Below are 17,941 nucleotides of genomic sequence, written 5' to 3'. Positions count from 1 at the left end.
GTACTTATAGGAGTGTGAAAATTCCGTGATCATTGAACAACAACGACAAAATACCGAAGATCTTATAAAAACAGAGGGCATAACCAGGGTATTCGGACGCGGCTCTACCGCCGTTCACGCACTGAAAGGAGCCGATTTGGCGATCGCGCCACATCAATTAGTTGCTCTCAAAGGCCGGTCTGGTTCCGGTAAAACGACGTTAATGAATATGCTGGGTGCGCTTGACAGACCAACAGAAGGCAAAGTGTACTTTCAAAATAACGAAATCAGTGGATTTTCAGAAAAGAAACGCAATGAATTGAGACGTGTACATATGGGATTGATATTCCAATCCTTTGCGCTGATTCCCCTGATGACGGCTTACGAGAATGTGGAGTTCGGATTACGAATTGCGGGCATTCCGTCCGTACATTATAAGGAATATACGGAAAGGGCGCTTGATTTCGTTGGGTTGAAAACGAGAATGAAGCATCGACCTTATGAGTTGTCAGGCGGAGAGCAGCAGCGCGTAGCGATAGCCAGAGCGATTGCTCACAAGCCTTCATTGATTCTGGCAGACGAGCCGACAGCAGAACTGGACAGTAAGATGGGCCTGCAGGTGATGAAAGTATTCAAAGATTTGGTTCAACAGGAGGGGATGACCATCATAATGACGACTCATGATCCCTCAATCATGCGCGTTGCCGATCATGTATACACATTGGAGGATGGTCAAATTGTCAAATAAGATTAGCAAAGTACTTTTTCCGATGTTAGGCGTATGTTGTTTGGCAGGAACCTTGGCAGGATGCTCTTTGCTCCCAATTGAAGAACCAGAATTGAAACCGCCGCTTGTTCAACCTCTCACGGAATCATTAACACTTTTTGAAGCGAAGAAAGCTAATATAGCTAAGCAAATTACGGGAGTTGCGACGTTTGCATCCGATCAAATGGATTACTTATTTTACAAAGAATCCAGCGGTAGATTGACGTCATTCAATGTGAAATTGGGAGACAAAGTCCATGCAGGCGATGTCGTTGCTTCAACAGAGACGGGCGATTTGAAAATGAAAATTCGTCTGCAGGAAATAGCGATCGAAAAGATCAAAATTTCAACGGCACAAGAATTAGCCGGTAAGAGTGGCGATGATCCTGCGGTTCGTTTGAAAATGCTGGATTATGAAAGCGCCCAGATCCAGTTAAAGTCGCTGCAAAGCCAATTGGAGAGAACGACGCTCGTTGCAACGGTCGACGGCATCATAACTTACATTGAACCGATGAAACTGGGCGATCAAGTATCGGCTTACAAACAGCTAGTGACGATCTCAGACCCCAAAAGTATGAAGCTTGTGTATACAGCCTCCAGTCAGAATGATTTGGTCGGCGTAGAAATCAACATGGATGTCAATGTCAAAATAAAAGACAAGTCTTATGTAGGGAAAGTTGTTCAAACGCCAATGACCGCTCCGATTAGCGATAATAAAACGGTTCAAGATAAAAATTCAAAGTCTCTTTTTATTAACGTTCCGGGACTTCCGGCAGAAGTGTCGATCGGTTCCCAAGCAGATATCACCATTGTGACGGAACAGAGAGAGAATGTGCTGGTTATTCCTAGATCGGGGCTTCGAAGCTACATGGGGCGTGACTATGTACAGGTCATGGAAGGTGAAAGCAGGAAAGAAATTGATGTAGAGAAAGGGATTGTCGCAGCAAGAGAAGTGGAAATACGCAAAGGTATAACTGAGGGGCAGAAGATTATTCTAAATAATTAGGAGGTTAAGAAATTGGCATTATTTATCATGATCTTGCGCAAAATGATCAATAATAAATGGCTGGAGCTTAGCCTGCTATTCGGATTGGTGTTATCTGTAGCTCTTGCAAGTACAATGCCGATATACACGAATGCTATCTTGCAAAGATTATTGATTAAAGAGCTGCAGCAATTGCAAACCACCAGCAGTCAGTATCCCGGCATCTACTGGTTGTCAGCAACTGTGGCGCCTGAAGATCAGCAAAAGAACGAAAAGATCTCTGAAACCGATGTATTTCTGAACAAAGCAAGCAATAACTTCGGTATCCCTGTTCAGCAGCTTGTTCGTGAAAGATCAACACAGCGATATGGTCTTACTCCGGCTGAACCAGACAAAGTCGATATTAACAGACAGCGATCGGCGGATCTCTCTGCCATTGATGGCATGGAGGAACACCTGCGGTTGTTAGACGGACGGCTACCGGAGAAAGAAGCGGTGAATGGGGTGTATGAAGCGCTTGTTGTAAAGGAAGCTTTGACAGAGCTCGGCATGGTGCTTAACACCGTGTTTACGATTCAAGATGAGAAACTGAAACAACCCGTTTACATTAAGCCTGTAGGTGTATTTGATCGTAAGGATTACGAGGATTTATTCTGGTATAACATCCCAAGCAGCTATAAGAACAGCTTTCTGATCGATTTTGATTTATTTGAAAAAGAATTCACAGCAGGCAGCAAGCTTAATCTTCAGTCTAGTTATTGGTACTTGGCCCTTGATTACAGCAAAATGTCGTTGGAATCCACGAACACTTTCATTGATGCCCATCGTACAATCACGACCCATATGGATCAACGATATGAAACTCATAATATGAATGCGCCAGCCTTACAAACGCTTGGTGCCTATTATGTGAAAGAAACCAATCTAAGGCTCATGCTCTGGTCGTTGAATGTGCCTGTTATGCTTATGCTCGCCTTTTACTTATATATGGTTGCAAACTTGATTACGGAACGTCAGAAAACGGAGATCGCTGTATTACGCAGTCGTGGTGCCAGTCGATTGCAAATCATTCTCAGTTATGTTGTGGAGGGATTAGTCCTTGGTACGATTGCGTTCTTGATTGGACCGTATTTTGGCGCTCTTTTGACAAAAATATTAGGGGCTTCCAGCGGATTTCTTGAATTCGTACAGAGGGCCAAGCTTGAAGTTGAAGTGAATCGGGATGCTTTCCTATATGGGTTGATTGCTGTCGCAAGCTCACTTGTGATGACGTTGATTCCGGTATTCCTTGCCATGCGAGTTACGATTGTTGGGCAAAAACAGCAGTCGGCTAGACAGGAGAAAAAGTCTTTTTGGCATACTTATTTCATCGATGTCGTGTTGATTGGGGTAGCCCTTTACGGCTTGAATAATTATAAAACACGAATAAAAGAGCTGCTGTCGCTCGGTTTAAAATCCGGCGATTTGAAGGTTGATCCACTGCTATTTCTCATTCCCGCACTGTTTATATTGGGGATGGGTCTGCTCATTCTTCGAATCTATCCATGGTTTATGCGATTGGTATTTCAGGTTGGCAGACGATGGTGGCCTCCTTCTCTATACAGCACATTTATACAAGTCAGCCGTTCAACCATCCAATATCAATTTATTATGGTTTTTCTAATTATCACCATTGCCACAGGCTTATTCAGCGCCAGTGCAACCCGAACTATCAACAAGAATACTGCTGATAAAATCCTTTATTCCGCTGGTGCCGATATTACGATGCAAATCCGTTGGGAAAATGACGCCCCTCCTGCTATTTTAACCGGTTTAATGGAAGAGTCGGAAGAGGAGAAGTCCGATTCCGAGGCGGGATCCGAAGCTCCAGTAAAGACCCAGTATACGGAGCCCTCATTCTTACCATTTACACAGCTAAATGGTGTAGAGCAAGCCGCAAAGGTGTTTAATAAAAAGGATGCGACTTATTTGCGAGGTAAGACAACAGAACAGATTCAGCTTATGGGAATCGAAAGCAAACAATTTGGTGAAACTGCTTGGCTGCGAGATCGATTACTTGACCATCATCTCAATGACTATTTAAACTTGATCGCTCGCAACCCTTCTGCTGTTCTAATATCGAAATCAATGGCTGAAGAATATAGCCTGAAAGCCGGCGACACCATAACTTTAGGCTGGGATGGAGTGGAAGGAGCCCAATTTACTGTGTATGGTGTAATTGATTATTGGCCGTCTTGGAATCCAAATCCAGGGGTTAATGATACGGTAACAACCACGACAAAGACGGGCTCCACCACGAAAATTAAAAAACCAAAGCTTGTGATCGGCCAACTACCGTATATTCAAAACAATCTGGCACTAGAGCCCTATGAGGTTTGGCTGAAGCTAAAGCCAGGGGCAAGCAGCCAAACGGTTTATCAAGCCATCGTTGATCACGGCTATGAGATCGAATCTTTGAGAGATGCCAACCAGGAACAGATCAAGTCGATCAAAGATCCTTTCCAAATGGCCATTAATGGTGTGATGACGCTTGGGTTTCTGATTTCGGTTTTCATTTGTTTTTTTGGGTTCTTGTTATATTGGGTGCTATCCTTATTCGCACGGACGCTGCAGTTTGGCATTTTAAGAGCGATGGGCATTTCCTTATACCAGTTAATATGGATGCTTGCTGGCGAGCAAATCTTGGTTTCGGGTGCTGCAATCTTTATTGGCATTCTGACAGGTAACGTAGCGAGTCATTTGTTCGTTCCTTTATTTGAGTTATCGTTCGATCCGAAAACGCAGGTTCCGCCATTCGAAGTTACCTTTGACCCTCGTGATCAAGTCCGGCTGTACTGGATTGTCACGGTGATGATCTCGATAGGGTTGGGTGTGCTCGGATCTTTCGTATCCCGAATTCGCATTCATCAAGCGGTTAAACTGGGGGAGGACTAATATGATTCATTGTGAAAATTTGGTTAAAATTTATAAAATGGCTGATTTGGAGGTAGTTGCTTTACAAGGTTTAGATTTGCACGTAGAGGCCGGTGAATTAATGGCGATTATCGGCAACAGCGGAAGCGGCAAATCAACCTTGTTGAATATGCTTGGGGGGCTTGATCGCCCCTCCGCAGGCAAATTAAGTGTGAATGGTAAAGATTTATTAAGCATGTCAGAGAAAGACATTGTGAGTTACAAACGAGAGACTGTTGGATTCGTATGGCAGAACAATGCGCGGAATTTAATTCCTTATTTGACCGCACAGGAAAATGTGGAATTGCCCATTTTACTACAGGGCAAGCGCAAGCAAGAACGAGCTAAGGAACTTCTGGAAGCCGTAGGCCTTAGCCACCGGCTAAAAAACAAATTGAATCAGCTTTCGGGCGGTGAACAGCAGCGGGTTGCTATCGCGATAGCATTGGCAAACCATCCGAAGCTTTTGCTTGCAGATGAGCCAACCGGCTCCGTCGATACGAACATGGCCAACCAAATTCTTGATTTGTTCCGGCATTTAACCCGGAGTCTAGGACTGACAATCGTTATTGTCACGCACGATCCGATGATTGCCAAAAAAGTGGATCGTGTAGTTGCCATTCGAGACGGGAAAACGTCTTCGGAAATCTTGAGGCGTAAATCATTCGACCAAGAACTGCTGGATTCGGAAAGCGGGTTCGAAGAGCAGGAAGAAGAGTCCCATGTCGAATATGCCGTGTTAGACCAAGCAGGTCGGCTGCAAATTCCTCCGGGTTACTTAGATTCTATCGGGGTGAAGAACACGAATAAGGTTCAGGTAACGTTGGAAGAGGGAAGAATCGTCCTTCTACCTCCAGCAGCAGGATGAAATAAACAACCTATAAAGATGCATAAACGCCCCTATGGAAAGTTCTCATTTTTGCCATATAGTAAGGTTATGCTAGTAAATTTGAGAGGGGAGAGTGGGTTGATGTGTCCAGAGATAATTCAGTGTTTTACCAAAAATGTAAGCGTTTTAGTTTTGTGAGAGGATTTACTTATCGGGAGGTGCACGTATCAAATGAATAAACAACTTGCACTATTCTTATCGCTTTTACTCTTCTGCTATTGCTTAACGCCATTGGCTTATGCAGAAGAAGCCTCATCGCAAAACGCAAAAACAACAGCGACGCCATCTACAGCGACTACACCTGCGACCTCGACTACAACGACAGCTCCTTCAGCGACAGTTACTTCTGATACGTATCTGGCTGACCAGCTCGCAGACTTGAAAAGCAGCACGAAGGATGACAAGAAAAAGATTACTTCTTTGTTGAAAATCGAAGCGATCGAAACAGCATCGGCAGATTCTTTTGGTGCTAACCAACAGATTACTCGCGCACAAGTAGCGAAAGCGGTTGCTATTATTTTAGGATTGCGTATTGATAATACGCATACTACATCGAGTTTCTCTGACGTTAAATCGGATGATCTTGCACGTGTTTATATCGAGGCTTTGAAGAACTCAGGTCTAACCTACGATGCGGGAGATAAGTTTCTACCAACCGGGCAAATGTCCCGCCAAGAACTTGCCAAGCTGCTGCTCAAAGGACTTGGATTGGATGAAAAGGTGAAGCAAGCGACTCCTACCAAGGATGAAACGGTAGACAATACATACAAGAGCTACGTTGCCTACGCGGTTCAGCAAAAATTGATGACGAACCAGGTTGATGGCAAATTCGGCGGAAACGTTCCTGTTACAAAAAAAGAGTTTGCTCTAATTGCTTATGCGGCCTTGCAACTGCACTTAACAACAGCGAAGCCTGAAAAAGCTTCCATTGCCGAATTAAAAGTGATTGGTAAAAATAAAATGACCGTAAGACTGAATCGAGATGTCGATATTAATAAGGCGGTTCTGACTGTTACGAAAGAAGGAGCTTTAGATTCCGATAATAAGCCCGTGATATTTACTGGAGGCACCGACTGGACTGATGACAATACGACTGCAAAACTCGATATGGACGATCCATTCACATTCGGTACTTATCTAGTTACACTATCTGGTGTTGATGTCTCAGATGGGGAAATAAACTTTTCTCCAGATAATGAACGGGTAACCAAACTGGAGATCGTAACTGCGACTGAAAAACTTTCAAAATCCAAAACGCTTATTGAGTATAAAGCTACGAATCAATATGGCGAGAAGATGCTATTATCAGCAAGCAATGCGAATATCATCGTTTCTGGACAAAAGAAAGTCACGCCGGCCGTATTTTCGAGCAACAGTATTATCGGTCTCGATTTGAGCGATATAGCTTCAGATAGCACAATAACCGTTGTAATACTCGAAAGGAGCGGTTATACATCCGTTAGTAAAACGTTTACTGTTGGAGATCCTCCGTTAGTGAAGAAAATCGATTTGGGTGATACGAAAAACAATTTGAAACTCCCTATTGGACAATTATCTTTTAAAGCTGGAGAGAAAGCTTACCTATCTTTCAAAGCATTTGACCAGTATGGAAATCGTATCATTGATCCCCTTTATTTGAATATGGGAATCGGCAGGTCCTTTACCGGAGCTTTTGGAAATGTGCTTAGAAATGAAGGGATAAATGATTTCATCGATTTTGAGAACGATGGATATCCTGAATTGCAATTGATAGCTTATCCGAATTTGGACAGTGATAAGGAAGTGATCGTCACATTATTCTGTGAAGGTCAGAAGGTCTCCCAGACAATTACTATAAAGACGCCGAAGACGCCTAGTACGATCAAGATCGGTCCATTAACCAATCCCATGACGGAAGGCGACACGAATATCTCAATTAATTTGAAAGTCGTCGATTCAGCTAATTATGAGTTGACTGCGACCGAAAGAGCAGATCTCCTAACGACAGGTAAAATTATGATTTACGCCTCAGGAGGGCTCGTATTAGCTAATCCGGTAATTAATTCTACGGGATCAATTATCGTTCAACAGGCAACGGGGGCAGGTCCAGCGTCTATTAATGTGCGAATTAATGGGCTCGATCAAACGATATCATTTCCAATCAATATCATGGCTGCCCGCAAGCCCGATTCCATTAAGGTTGATCTTAATAGCTCTGCTCCGAACGTTTTGGCGCTTAATGGGATAAACCCTAAGTTTTCAAGTAGTGGAGCAACGACGACGACGGCCAAAGCGCAATTCATTATTTACGATCAGACAGGTACAGAATACAAAACGAACAGAACCGATTATAAGGTACAATTGAAACTCGAGAAAATCAGCGGTGATACGGGGGCGATTATAAATACTACTGGAGCTGTATCGCTTTCAGATGCGAGTCCGACGGCACTAAAAGGGGTTGGGGAGATAAGCACAACAGGCATCACATTCAACCCATCAAAAACCCTGTCGGGGAGTTACAAATTGACAGCTTCGGTTGTTCAAGTAGACTCGGGTGGGCAAGCTCTGGAGACTTTGAGCACCGATTCGGTAACGGTTGACGTCAAGAACATAACAAATGCGAACTTGACCTACTCTGTTGAAATGTCTAGCAGCGGCGATCTCTTCGCGATTCAAAGAACGCTATACGACAACGCAGTAGCCGCCACTGTTACGGATATAACGTACTTAATGACTGACTATTCGATGTTTACCCAAACCGCTGTTATTAAAGTTAAAGATGGATCAAGTGTAGATGCCTTTTCCATTACTCCAAAGGCGGTTACTTCTGATAACCCAAAAGTTATCGGTGCCAGAGGAAATAAAATTATTGGTCTCGATACTGGTAAAACCAACTTGACGGTTTGGTATGATTCTCCGCTTGGAGGAATACAGAAGCTCACAATAGCAAAAGGGGCCAATGCGGATACACTTATTATTACTGAGATAAAGACAAATGGCACGCCAACTACGATTACAGGTGATCCGTTGACTAAGCTGAACGGTAAGTACATCTGGGATTCCAGCCTATTGGGCAAATTACAGTCCACTACGAATTATGGTACTGTTAATCTGCATACAGCTACTTATTTACTTGGTTTTGCAGGGGTTCAGGCTTTCATCAGCGACCAAGTTTATGCTGACGGTACGACGACTGCTCAGCAGGATTCGATCACTGTCAATCCCGATTTTACTTTAACATACACCCAAAAAGGAAGCGCAAGCAACATGAAGCAATTTACCATTTATGTCGTTGCAGGAACGTATTCCAAATCGTTTGTAGTGAATCTGCAATAATCTTAACTTGTTCATAAGGAAGTCCCTGTCGGTTAATTCGGCAGGGACTTCTTTTACATGGGACATAAGAAATAATGGCTTAGTGACGCGTATTATCATACTGCTCCAACACACTCCTTCGACAGGATTGACCTATAATCAAGATCGTATTTACTAATTCTTTGACCAACGCATCTTTGTATACTTAACCTAAGATTGGAGGGCGAAAACTTTGGCAAGAAAAAGATATGTCATCTGCGGCGTTAGTACAAGAGCGAACGGTATGTTCATCAAGCACATGCTGGAAACCTTTCAGTCGCATTGTGAAATTGTTGGATTGCTTGATGCAGACCCCGGACGTTTTACGAATTGTTTCAAGAAGTTCCCGAAGTTGAACGGATTGCCGGTTTACCAGCCCGATCAATTCGAACAAATGATCCTGGAAACGAGCCCGGATGTCGTTATTGTTGCAGGCGCGGACCATACCCACGCGGATTACATTGTAAAAGGATTGGAACACCATCTTGATGTCATTTCGGAAAAACCGATGGTTACTAATGGGGCGGATTGCAAGCGTGTGCTTGATGCGCAGAACAATAGCAGGGGAAAGCTGTTCGTGACATTTAATTACCGCTACGCTCCGATTCATACGAGAATTAAGGAACTGATTCTTGAAGGCAGAGTCGGGAGGGTTACTTCGATCGATTTAAATTGGTATCTCGATACCTATCATGGTGCCAGTTATTTTAAAAGATGGAATCGTAAAAGAGACAATTCCGGCGGATTATCGGTACATAAAAGCACCCACCATATTGATCTTGTCAATTGGTGGATTGATCAAAAGCCCGTGGAGGCTTTTGCCTACGGAGCATTGAATTATTTCGGTCCAGAGGGCGAGCTCAACCCACGCAAAGAAGATGGCAGGTATTGCGGTACATGCCAAGTCAAACAGAATTGCGCTTATTTCATGCGATGGTCTACTCGGAGCAAAGAGGTTGTGCCTGAAGACGATCATTTGACGAATATGGTTTTTGAACCAGGCAGTAACATAGGCTACCGTGCGGATAGCTGTATATTCGATTCGGACATCGATATTGAGGATACTTACGTTGCAGCCATTAAGTATAACAAAGGTGCAATGATGAGTTATTCCGTTAACTTTTCGCTGCCATATGAAGGATATCGACTGGCTATTAACGGGACAAAGGGGAGAATCGAAACGCAAGAAGTCCTCTCCAAGCGGTCAACGAATCAGGTATCTGAACAAACCATTGATTATTTTCCACTGTTTGGCGGGAAAGAAACGATCCATGTGGTACCTCGTCCAGGCGGGCATGGAGGCGGGGATCCTCTCATTTTGGAAGACCTGTTCTTAGGAGCAGATCCGCTCCGTCCCTATGAGATTATGGCAGGAGCGGAAGCAGGAGCTGCTTCTGTGTTGACAGGTGAAGCCATATGGAAGTCCGTACAAACAGGCATGCCTGTACGCATTGCCGACCTGTTAGTTTCATCGAATTAAGTAGTAAGAAATAAGGGGGAACTTAATGCTGTGTATGAGAAATTAGAGAATGTGGGAATCGCCCATTTTGATGTAAAAAGCCAGCTCCCTCGCTGGGTTTACGAATCCGCAATGAGGGCAGCAGAGAAGGGTGTAGAGGCGCGCTCGGCCATCAAGAATAAGACAGAACTTAAGCTGAGGCAGCAAGATATCCGTATTGGTCTTGAACGCTGCATCGGCGGTATGCCTCCCTCGGATACTCCGTTAAATCCGAGAGTTACTGGAACAGTAATAGGGAACGGCTTCCGTGTTGAAAAGATCATTTTCGAACCAAGGCCACATGTCTATGCGACTGCTAATTTATATATACCCGATGGGGTAACAGACCCTCGTGGAGCAGTGCTTCTTCTATGTGGTCATCGCGAACAAGCTAAACATTGTGACGAATATCAAACGGTTTGCCATTATATGGTTCATTCCGGACTAATCGTCATGTCGTTAGATCCGGTCGGTCAGGGAGAGAGGTTCGGATTTTATGATCCTGAAACGAAACTGGCTCCGATGACCAGCGTTACCGAGCATGAAAATGTCGGGCGGCAGTGTATGCCGTTAGGGGATAGCTTAGCCCGTTACATGCTTCATGACGCCGTAAGGGCGATTGATTATTTATGCACCCGGCCAGAGGTTGATCCGAAACGTATAGGTGTGACAGGTCATTCAGGCGGCGGAACGCAGACTTCGCTGGTTATGATGTACGATCATCGTATTGCCGCAGCAGCGCCAGGCGGGTTTATAATGAACCGACATTACTTTCTGCTGACTGGCAAAGCCCAGGATGCTGAACAGAAATGGCCTGGTTTCTCAGCACTCGGATTTGACCATGAAGACATTGTTTTGGCGATGGCACCAAAGCCTGTTCGAATTCTTGCTACGACGTATGACTCCGTCCCTATAGAAGGACCAAGACATACTGTAGCTATAAACCGAAGATTTTGGGAGATGTACGGCAAAAGTGAAGATCTTGACATTTTCGAAGATGAAAATGTTCATCGATTTACGATTCCCTTAGCACGTGCGGCGGCACAGTTTTTCTCCAAGCATTTGCTTGGACGCACTGCTGAAAATGTTACTGAAGAAATTAAGTTGATCCCTGCTCAGCAGCTATGGTGCACACAAAGCGGGCAGGTCATCGGCGAGCTTACGCATGCTCAAAGTACGCATGTTGAGAATAGGGGCCGGTTAGCGATATTTGAGCAATCACGTCAGGCATTGAAGGAGGACGAGCGCAAAAAGCAAGCGATCGAATGGCTTCGAAAACGTGTATTTTCGGGAAGAGAGCAATGTGACCTGAACCCGCGTCCTTCCGGCGGAGGAGAGATAGCGAATATGTGGATAATTCGTAAAATCTGGTGGAGCCAGACAGGATTATTAAACCATGGTTTGCAATTTTTCGATTCAAAGCTTGCGGGTGCTAAACTTCCTGTTACCATCGCCATTTGGGATGGCGGATCAAACCAGCTTCAACAGCATGCCAAGTGGATTGAAGAAACGACCGCTTCCGGCCGGCTGGCGATGGTACTCAATCCAACTGGGATTGGGCCGCTTCTTCCGCATCTGAATTCTCCGACGGATAAACCGTTCAAACGATTCGGGATGATGGACAGATATACCGACGAATTGATGTGGTTGGGCGATAGCATGGCCGCACTGCGAACTTATGATGTGTTGCGAGCTGTGGAGCTTGCTTGTGAATCTGCCAATATCGATCCTTCGGACATTCGATTATATGGAAACGGACGATATGCGATTTACGCCGGATTGGCTGCTTTACTTGATGAACGGGTCCGCCAGGTTAGCATGGAAAACCGAATGCCTAGTATCTCCGATTGGATTAAGGAACCTTTTTACGATGAATCGGATTCCTTAAGCTTTATTTTACCCCAAATGCTTCGATATTTTGATCTTCCTGATATGGATAGATGGCTTGCCGAGGCTGGCAAACTTTGTGATTCTACACTTGTTGGAAGTGATGTTGTGAATTGAGGGGGAGATGAGCAGCTCCTTTGACGCAGAAGTTGAAAGTATGATGAGCCTATATATATGAAATACCACCCAATGAAAGCGTTACAATTTTCTATTAAAGTAAGATTATTGAAAGTTACACGAAAGCACAACTTTAAGGAGGTTCAAAGAAGTATGAAAAAGTATCTTAAAGCATCCTTGTTGATCGTGACAGCAATATCCGTGATTGCTGGCTGTGAATCACAACCTACAGCACAACAAACTCCGAGCGGAGACACTGCAAAAAAAGCACCGGATAACGAAATTTTCATTTATACGGTATACCCAGCTTTCTACGCCAAAGAAGAAAATTACGAGAAGCAAATCGGGCAGTATCTGAAGAAAAAGTTTCCAGATCTCTCCTTTAAACATGTTCACTGGGATAATCCGGGCAGACAGTATAAGGATTTGATTGCAGCTGGTACGATACCAGACATTATCATCGAGAACTCGAGCGGAAATTTTGAAAAGAGCATAATTAAGAATGATCTACAATACGATATGACTGACTTGATCAAAAAATATAATTTTGACACCACCAAATTAAATCCAGCCGCCATGGCGAAAATGAAAAATAAGACGCCGGAAGGAAAAATATACGGGTTGCCATATCAATTAAGCGATTTCGTGCTTTTCTACAACAAGGATATATTTGATAAATTCGGAGTTGATTATCCCAAAGATGGCATGACTTATGATGAAGTTTACGAATTGGCTAAAAAACTGACTCGTGTAGAAGGCGAAAATACGTATAAGGGCTATCAGCAGCATCCCGGTTTGTATATGACGTATAATCAACTCGGGTTATCACCGTTCAGTTTGACGGAGGACAAGGCCGTACTGGCAACAGATGGATGGAAGAAGGAAGTTGACAACCTAAGACGCTTCTACGAAATTCCAGCCAATCAATTTACTTCCGTGGATGATTTCCCTAAAGGGAAAATGGCGATGAGTGTGCACGTTTCCGAAAAAATCGTGCAGTGGTATGAGCAAAATAAAAACCTGAATTTTGATATCGCCGCTATGCCGTCTTTCTCCGATGCTCCTAATACGAAAGCGCAGCCGAATATGTATGCGGCGTTTATTACTCAGCAATCCACGAAGAAGGATCAGGCGTTCCAGGTTATTCAATACATGCTTTCCGAAGAAATGCAGGTTAATTTAGCCAAAGAAGGCATTATCGGCTCGCTGCAGACCCCAGCAGTTCAAGAAGCGTTTGGAAAAAACCTGCCTCAAATGCAGGGTAAACACGTTAAGTCGATCTTCTACGGTCAAAATGCGATGCCTCCAGCAGCACGTGCGAGTGGCTTAACCTATGTTGATGTGCCGCTCCATAATGTATTCTCTCCTTTGATTTTTGGAGAATCCAAAGATTCGATGACCGCGCTGCGGATGATCGAAGAACAAACAACCAAAGGTATTCTAACAGAGAAAGCTAGCAAATAAATGAAGATCGTTGAAACTCCAGTTTGAGGACTGGAGTTTTTTCTCGAAGATACGAGGAGGAAGAAGAACGAATGAATGTATCTCAATTGCAACAAAAATTTGCGCAGGCAGATCCGCGTTTCGGACCGGTCCCCTTCTGGTGGTGGAGTGCGGAAGAAGTAACGCCGGAACGGATTCGCTGGCAGATGAAAAAGTTTTGCGAGGGAGGGCTGCGAAACATCGGCATTATTAATTTGGCACCGACAGGACCGCAGTACGGATCGGTGAGCGATCTTCCGGTGTATGCTAGTGAAGACTGGTGGTGCATGTTCGAGGTAGCTTTGCGTGAAGCGGAGCGATTGGGTATGTTCCTGTGGTTTTACGATCAAATTGGATTCTCCGGATCCAACATGCCGTCGCGTATCGTTACGGAGCAGCCGGATATGGCTGGATATCAATTATGTCGTTTCACCCATGGAGAGGAGATGCCCAAATTATCGGAAGTCCTGTACGAGACCAATGAGTATGTTTATGCTGCAGTACGTCAAGGCTTCAATTGGCTCGACCCTCATGCAACGGGACAATTACTTAACCGAATTCACGGTGAAATGGAGCGACGTTTCCCGAATGATCTCGGCAAGACGATAGCGGGAAGCTTTCAGGATGAACTTCCCCCGCTTCCACTGTGGACACCTGAGTTGACGTCTCGTTACAAGGAAAGATATAAGGAAGATTTAACGCCTCTGTTACCCGCATTGTTCGATCAACTACCTGGACATGAACAAGTGCGTCGCCGAGTATACCGTCTTGCTGCTGAACTTGCCGAACAATCCTTCTTTATTCCACTCGGCGAATGGCACCGAGAGCGTGGAATGCTTATTTGCTGTGATCAGGCAGGTCCAGCGAGAAGAGCCGATCCGCATGGGGCACAGCGGCTTTATTTGGATTATTTCAGGACACATCGATGGTATAACGCTTCGGGAAGCGACATGGATGGTGAGATTAAGCCGCATTCGTCAATGACGCATTTGCATGGCGGTTCACGCGTATTCTTAGAAGCCTTCCATTCCAGTGGTTGGGGAGGAACATTGGAAGAAACCATGCATTGGTTGATTCCCTGGTTTCAAGCGGGAGTAACGGTCTATAGTCCCCACGCTGTATATTATAGTACCCGAGGCGGTTGGTGGGAGTGGGCTCCGCCCGATACCGGATGGCGTCAGCCTTATTTCGAGCATTATCCGGTTTTTGCCGATACAATCAGCCGTGTTTGTTATTTATTGAGCGAGGGTACACATGTCTGCGATGTAGCTGTGCATTATCCGTCTTATGCCATATGCGGACACTTGTCTTTGTCGGATGGGAAACCCAATGAACATCCGATGGGTGTATCGAACCGTGATCCAAACCCTTATGTAGCCCATATCCAAAACGTCTATAAGAAATTAACAGGCAGCTGGAGCCGCAGAGATCATAAGCAGCCAGGTGCGCTAAGAAAAGCACAAATGGATTTCGATATTGCCGATGATAGCGCCTTGCAGAAAGCTTCATCAGAAAATGGCAAACTTAAAATCGCGGATGAGCGGTTTTCTGTTTTACTTTTATGCGGAACAACCGTCATGGACGAGGAAGCACGCATACGAACCGAAGCTTGGTTGGACAAAGGCGGTTTCGTGATTGCTGTAGCTGTACCCGAAGATGAGCAGGATCTGACTGGCGCTATCTATGTTGATTCAGCAGAAGATGCTGTTGCACTCGTGGAAACCCGTATTCCAAAAAGGGTTGTGGGTCCGGGTGAATCCTTGCATCGTAAAATCAACGATGCCGATATCTTCTTACTGCTCCCGGAGAACGGCGCTTTGTTAAGCATGCATCAACCTGCTTGTCCGGATACCGTTCTACCTGAGACTGCCGTTTACCGATTAAAGACGGATCACGAGCCCCAGCTATGGGATCCGGTCAACGGATCTATGGAGTCGATTCCGTATAAACGGGAAGGCGAATGGGTTGAAGTGCACGCACCATACATTTCATGGCCTGCTGCATTGATCATATGCGCAAAGACGACAGCAGCTGTTGCGACTACGATAAGTACGCCTGAAAACTCCCCAGTTCGTCCTTTTCCTGCACGAATTGGTCCACTGAAAACGCGTGGGAGCCGTTTAGAGCTACCATCCAACGATTGGCGTATTCAAGTGGAGCCAACTTTGGACAATCGATATGGAGACTTTGATTTGCATGGCGAAAATAACGGACTTCTGTCAATCGAACGCCGCATGATGAATGTGCGCATAGAGAAGGAAGAGACAGAGGGGGAGCAGGCTGATTGGCATAAACCGGGGTTAGATGAATCCAATTGGCTGCCGAGACTATGGAGCGAATCCGCTTATTGGCAGGTTTGCTATGGAGAAGTGTACGACGAACTTCATTCCGTTCAAAAAGTGTACAGTAATGTGTTTGGCGATCTATCCATGCGTTCTTGGGCAGGTAGGATGGGGCGGGTTCCTCGACGATTTCTGAATCTAGGTGTATTGAAAAAAAGAGAGTATGTTTGGGCAAAGACATGTGTGATCGCGCCATCGAATGGACGCTATTGGATTCGATCGGAAAGTAACTCCAACATCACGGGACGTATGAATGGAACGGAGATTATTTGGAGCGGGGGACCTGAGGAGCAGACAGCATGGATTGAATTGCAGGAAGGGAGTAACGAGCTGCTTCTAAGGGCTCAAGCTATTGGTAACGGTGTCATAAGGGCAAGCATTGAAGTTAACACGATCGCACGTCAGCCGCTTCCGAAATGGCTATTTTCCCAGAATCCTAACTTACAATCCAGTTTGATGAATCACATCGAAAGCAGGCATGATCAACCCTTTAAGCGGGTTCGAATCGTGTTTGCCGCTCGAGGGAGAGCCATGCTTTATGTGAACGGCGTCAATGTGACAGAGCACGGGGATTTCAATCCTTATATCAGGCAAGGCCAGGAAGAAGTCGATGTTACGGCTCTGTGGCAATTTGGCAGGAATGAAATCAGAGTTGCTTTGCCCGAAGGGAAAGGGGAAGTGTTTGTAGATGGCGTCATCGAACTGCAGAATGGTGAATCTGTCTCTTTCTTTACTGGGGAACATTGGTCCGACGAACAAGGAGGTGTTCCGGGTATCCATCATTTCTCTGTTCTCCAATTTGCTGAAACGGAGTCACTATGGATTTCACCGAGGCCTCATCCGCTTCCGATGGTAGGCTGGCTTATGCCTGAATCTGTACCCGAGCAGTTACCGCTTTCTTTCTCTTTGGATTCCTCAAGCCATGGAAGACCCGTTTGGCTGCGTTTTCCACTGCCCGTAGGAGCGAATAGAATGCGGATCGAATGCGTAGGGGAGAAGCGTGTCTGGATTAACGGGACTGAAGTTGAAGCAAACGGAAGCCATATAGCGTTCAAGGCACAGCAAGCTGGAGCCTTGGCAGCAGTTAGAATAAAACCCGACGGACCATTTACAGAAGCTGCTGTTCTTTTAGCGCCAATCCGCTTCGAGACTGAGCCTGTGCAAGGGACTTTAGGTGATTGGCGAACTTCGCTTTGTCTGCCACATCATAGCGGAGCAGTGGAGTATGAAACGGATATTGAGACTTCAGCTCTCGTCGATGCCGAGCTTGATTTGGGACATGTCAGAGGGACCGCAGAAGTTTGGGTGGACGGCGTGCCATTAGGCGTACGGCTATGGAGGCCATATCGGTTCAAACTGCCAATCCAGCCTGCTGGCAAACATCGGCTGAGGATCAGAGTGACTAACACACTCGGTACACACTACGAAATCGGAAAGCCAACAAGTCTGGTAGGTGGAAATCCTGACATAACCTACTGGAACCGAGAGCGGAGCGAGGAAGAAATAGGTTGGCAGGAATGGTTCCCTACCGGGGGATTATATGGGCCTGTAGAGATCAGCTTAGCAGACGAATAAGCCAGATTGATTTGGGAATTTGAAGATGAATGGGTGAAGACGATAAAGCCGGTATTTCGTAAGTTAACGTGTACCGGCTTTTTTGTAAAAGAGTAAACAACCTATAATCATGGAATTAATGCCCTATGAAGATGGA

Annotated in this window: 9 protein-coding genes; all 9 read left to right on the top strand. The window is 45.2% G+C overall.

The annotated features are described in order from the left end of the window. Positions 1 to 25 precede the first annotated feature (25 nt). The 9 genes from ACSQ8P_RS23765 (at position 26) to ACSQ8P_RS23725 (ending at position 17,805) form a co-directional block, all read left to right on the top strand. Positions 26 to 727: an ABC transporter ATP-binding protein gene (locus ACSQ8P_RS23765; protein ID WP_436237446.1), complete on the top strand. Its 702-nt coding sequence runs from the start codon at positions 26 to 28 to the stop codon at positions 725 to 727. After that, on the top strand, positions 717 to 1,751 hold the full coding sequence (locus ACSQ8P_RS23760; RefSeq protein ID WP_436237445.1) for an efflux RND transporter periplasmic adaptor subunit: 1,035 nt from the start codon (positions 717 to 719) through the stop codon (positions 1,749 to 1,751). Before ACSQ8P_RS23765 ends, ACSQ8P_RS23760 begins: the two co-directional genes overlap by 11 nt. Before the next feature lie 12 nt (positions 1,752 to 1,763). Then, complete coding sequence (locus ACSQ8P_RS23755) at positions 1,764 to 4,664, top strand: ABC transporter permease (protein WP_436237444.1); 2,901 nt, start codon at positions 1,764 to 1,766, stop codon at positions 4,662 to 4,664. A 1-nt stretch (position 4,665) separates the two neighbouring features. Further along, positions 4,666 to 5,550, top strand: coding sequence for an ABC transporter ATP-binding protein (locus tag ACSQ8P_RS23750; protein ID WP_436237443.1), 885 nt, complete (start codon positions 4,666 to 4,668; stop codon positions 5,548 to 5,550). A 192-nt stretch (positions 5,551 to 5,742) separates the two neighbouring features. Further along, complete coding sequence (locus tag ACSQ8P_RS23745) at positions 5,743 to 8,886, top strand: S-layer homology domain-containing protein (protein WP_436237442.1); 3,144 nt, start codon at positions 5,743 to 5,745, stop codon at positions 8,884 to 8,886. Between the two features lie 211 nt (positions 8,887 to 9,097). After that, on the top strand, positions 9,098 to 10,384 hold the full coding sequence (locus ACSQ8P_RS23740; RefSeq protein WP_436237441.1) for a Gfo/Idh/MocA family oxidoreductase: 1,287 nt from the start codon (positions 9,098 to 9,100) through the stop codon (positions 10,382 to 10,384). 30 nt (positions 10,385 to 10,414) lie between these two features. Beyond that, positions 10,415 to 12,406, top strand: a complete 1,992-nt coding sequence (locus tag ACSQ8P_RS23735) for an alpha/beta hydrolase family protein (RefSeq protein ID WP_436237440.1) — start codon at positions 10,415 to 10,417, stop codon at positions 12,404 to 12,406. Positions 12,407 to 12,559: 153 nt separating this feature from the next. Beyond that, entirely contained in the window at positions 12,560 to 13,870 is a 1,311-nt protein-coding gene (locus tag ACSQ8P_RS23730; RefSeq protein ID WP_436237439.1) for an ABC transporter substrate-binding protein, read from the top strand. A gap of 71 nt (positions 13,871 to 13,941) precedes the next feature. Then, the gene (locus ACSQ8P_RS23725) at positions 13,942 to 17,805 is read left to right on the top strand and encodes a hypothetical protein (RefSeq protein WP_436237438.1); all 3,864 of its coding nucleotides are present in this window, start codon (positions 13,942 to 13,944) and stop codon (positions 17,803 to 17,805) included. The last annotated feature ends 136 nt before the right edge of the window (positions 17,806 to 17,941 follow it).

The organism is Paenibacillus sp. LjRoot153 (genome assembly GCF_964253085.1).
Classification (GTDB): domain Bacteria; phylum Bacillota; class Bacilli; order Paenibacillales; family NBRC-103111; genus Paenibacillus_E.
The sequence above is the reverse complement of the archived record's forward strand: the minus strand, read 5'-3'. Positions and strand labels throughout refer to the sequence as shown.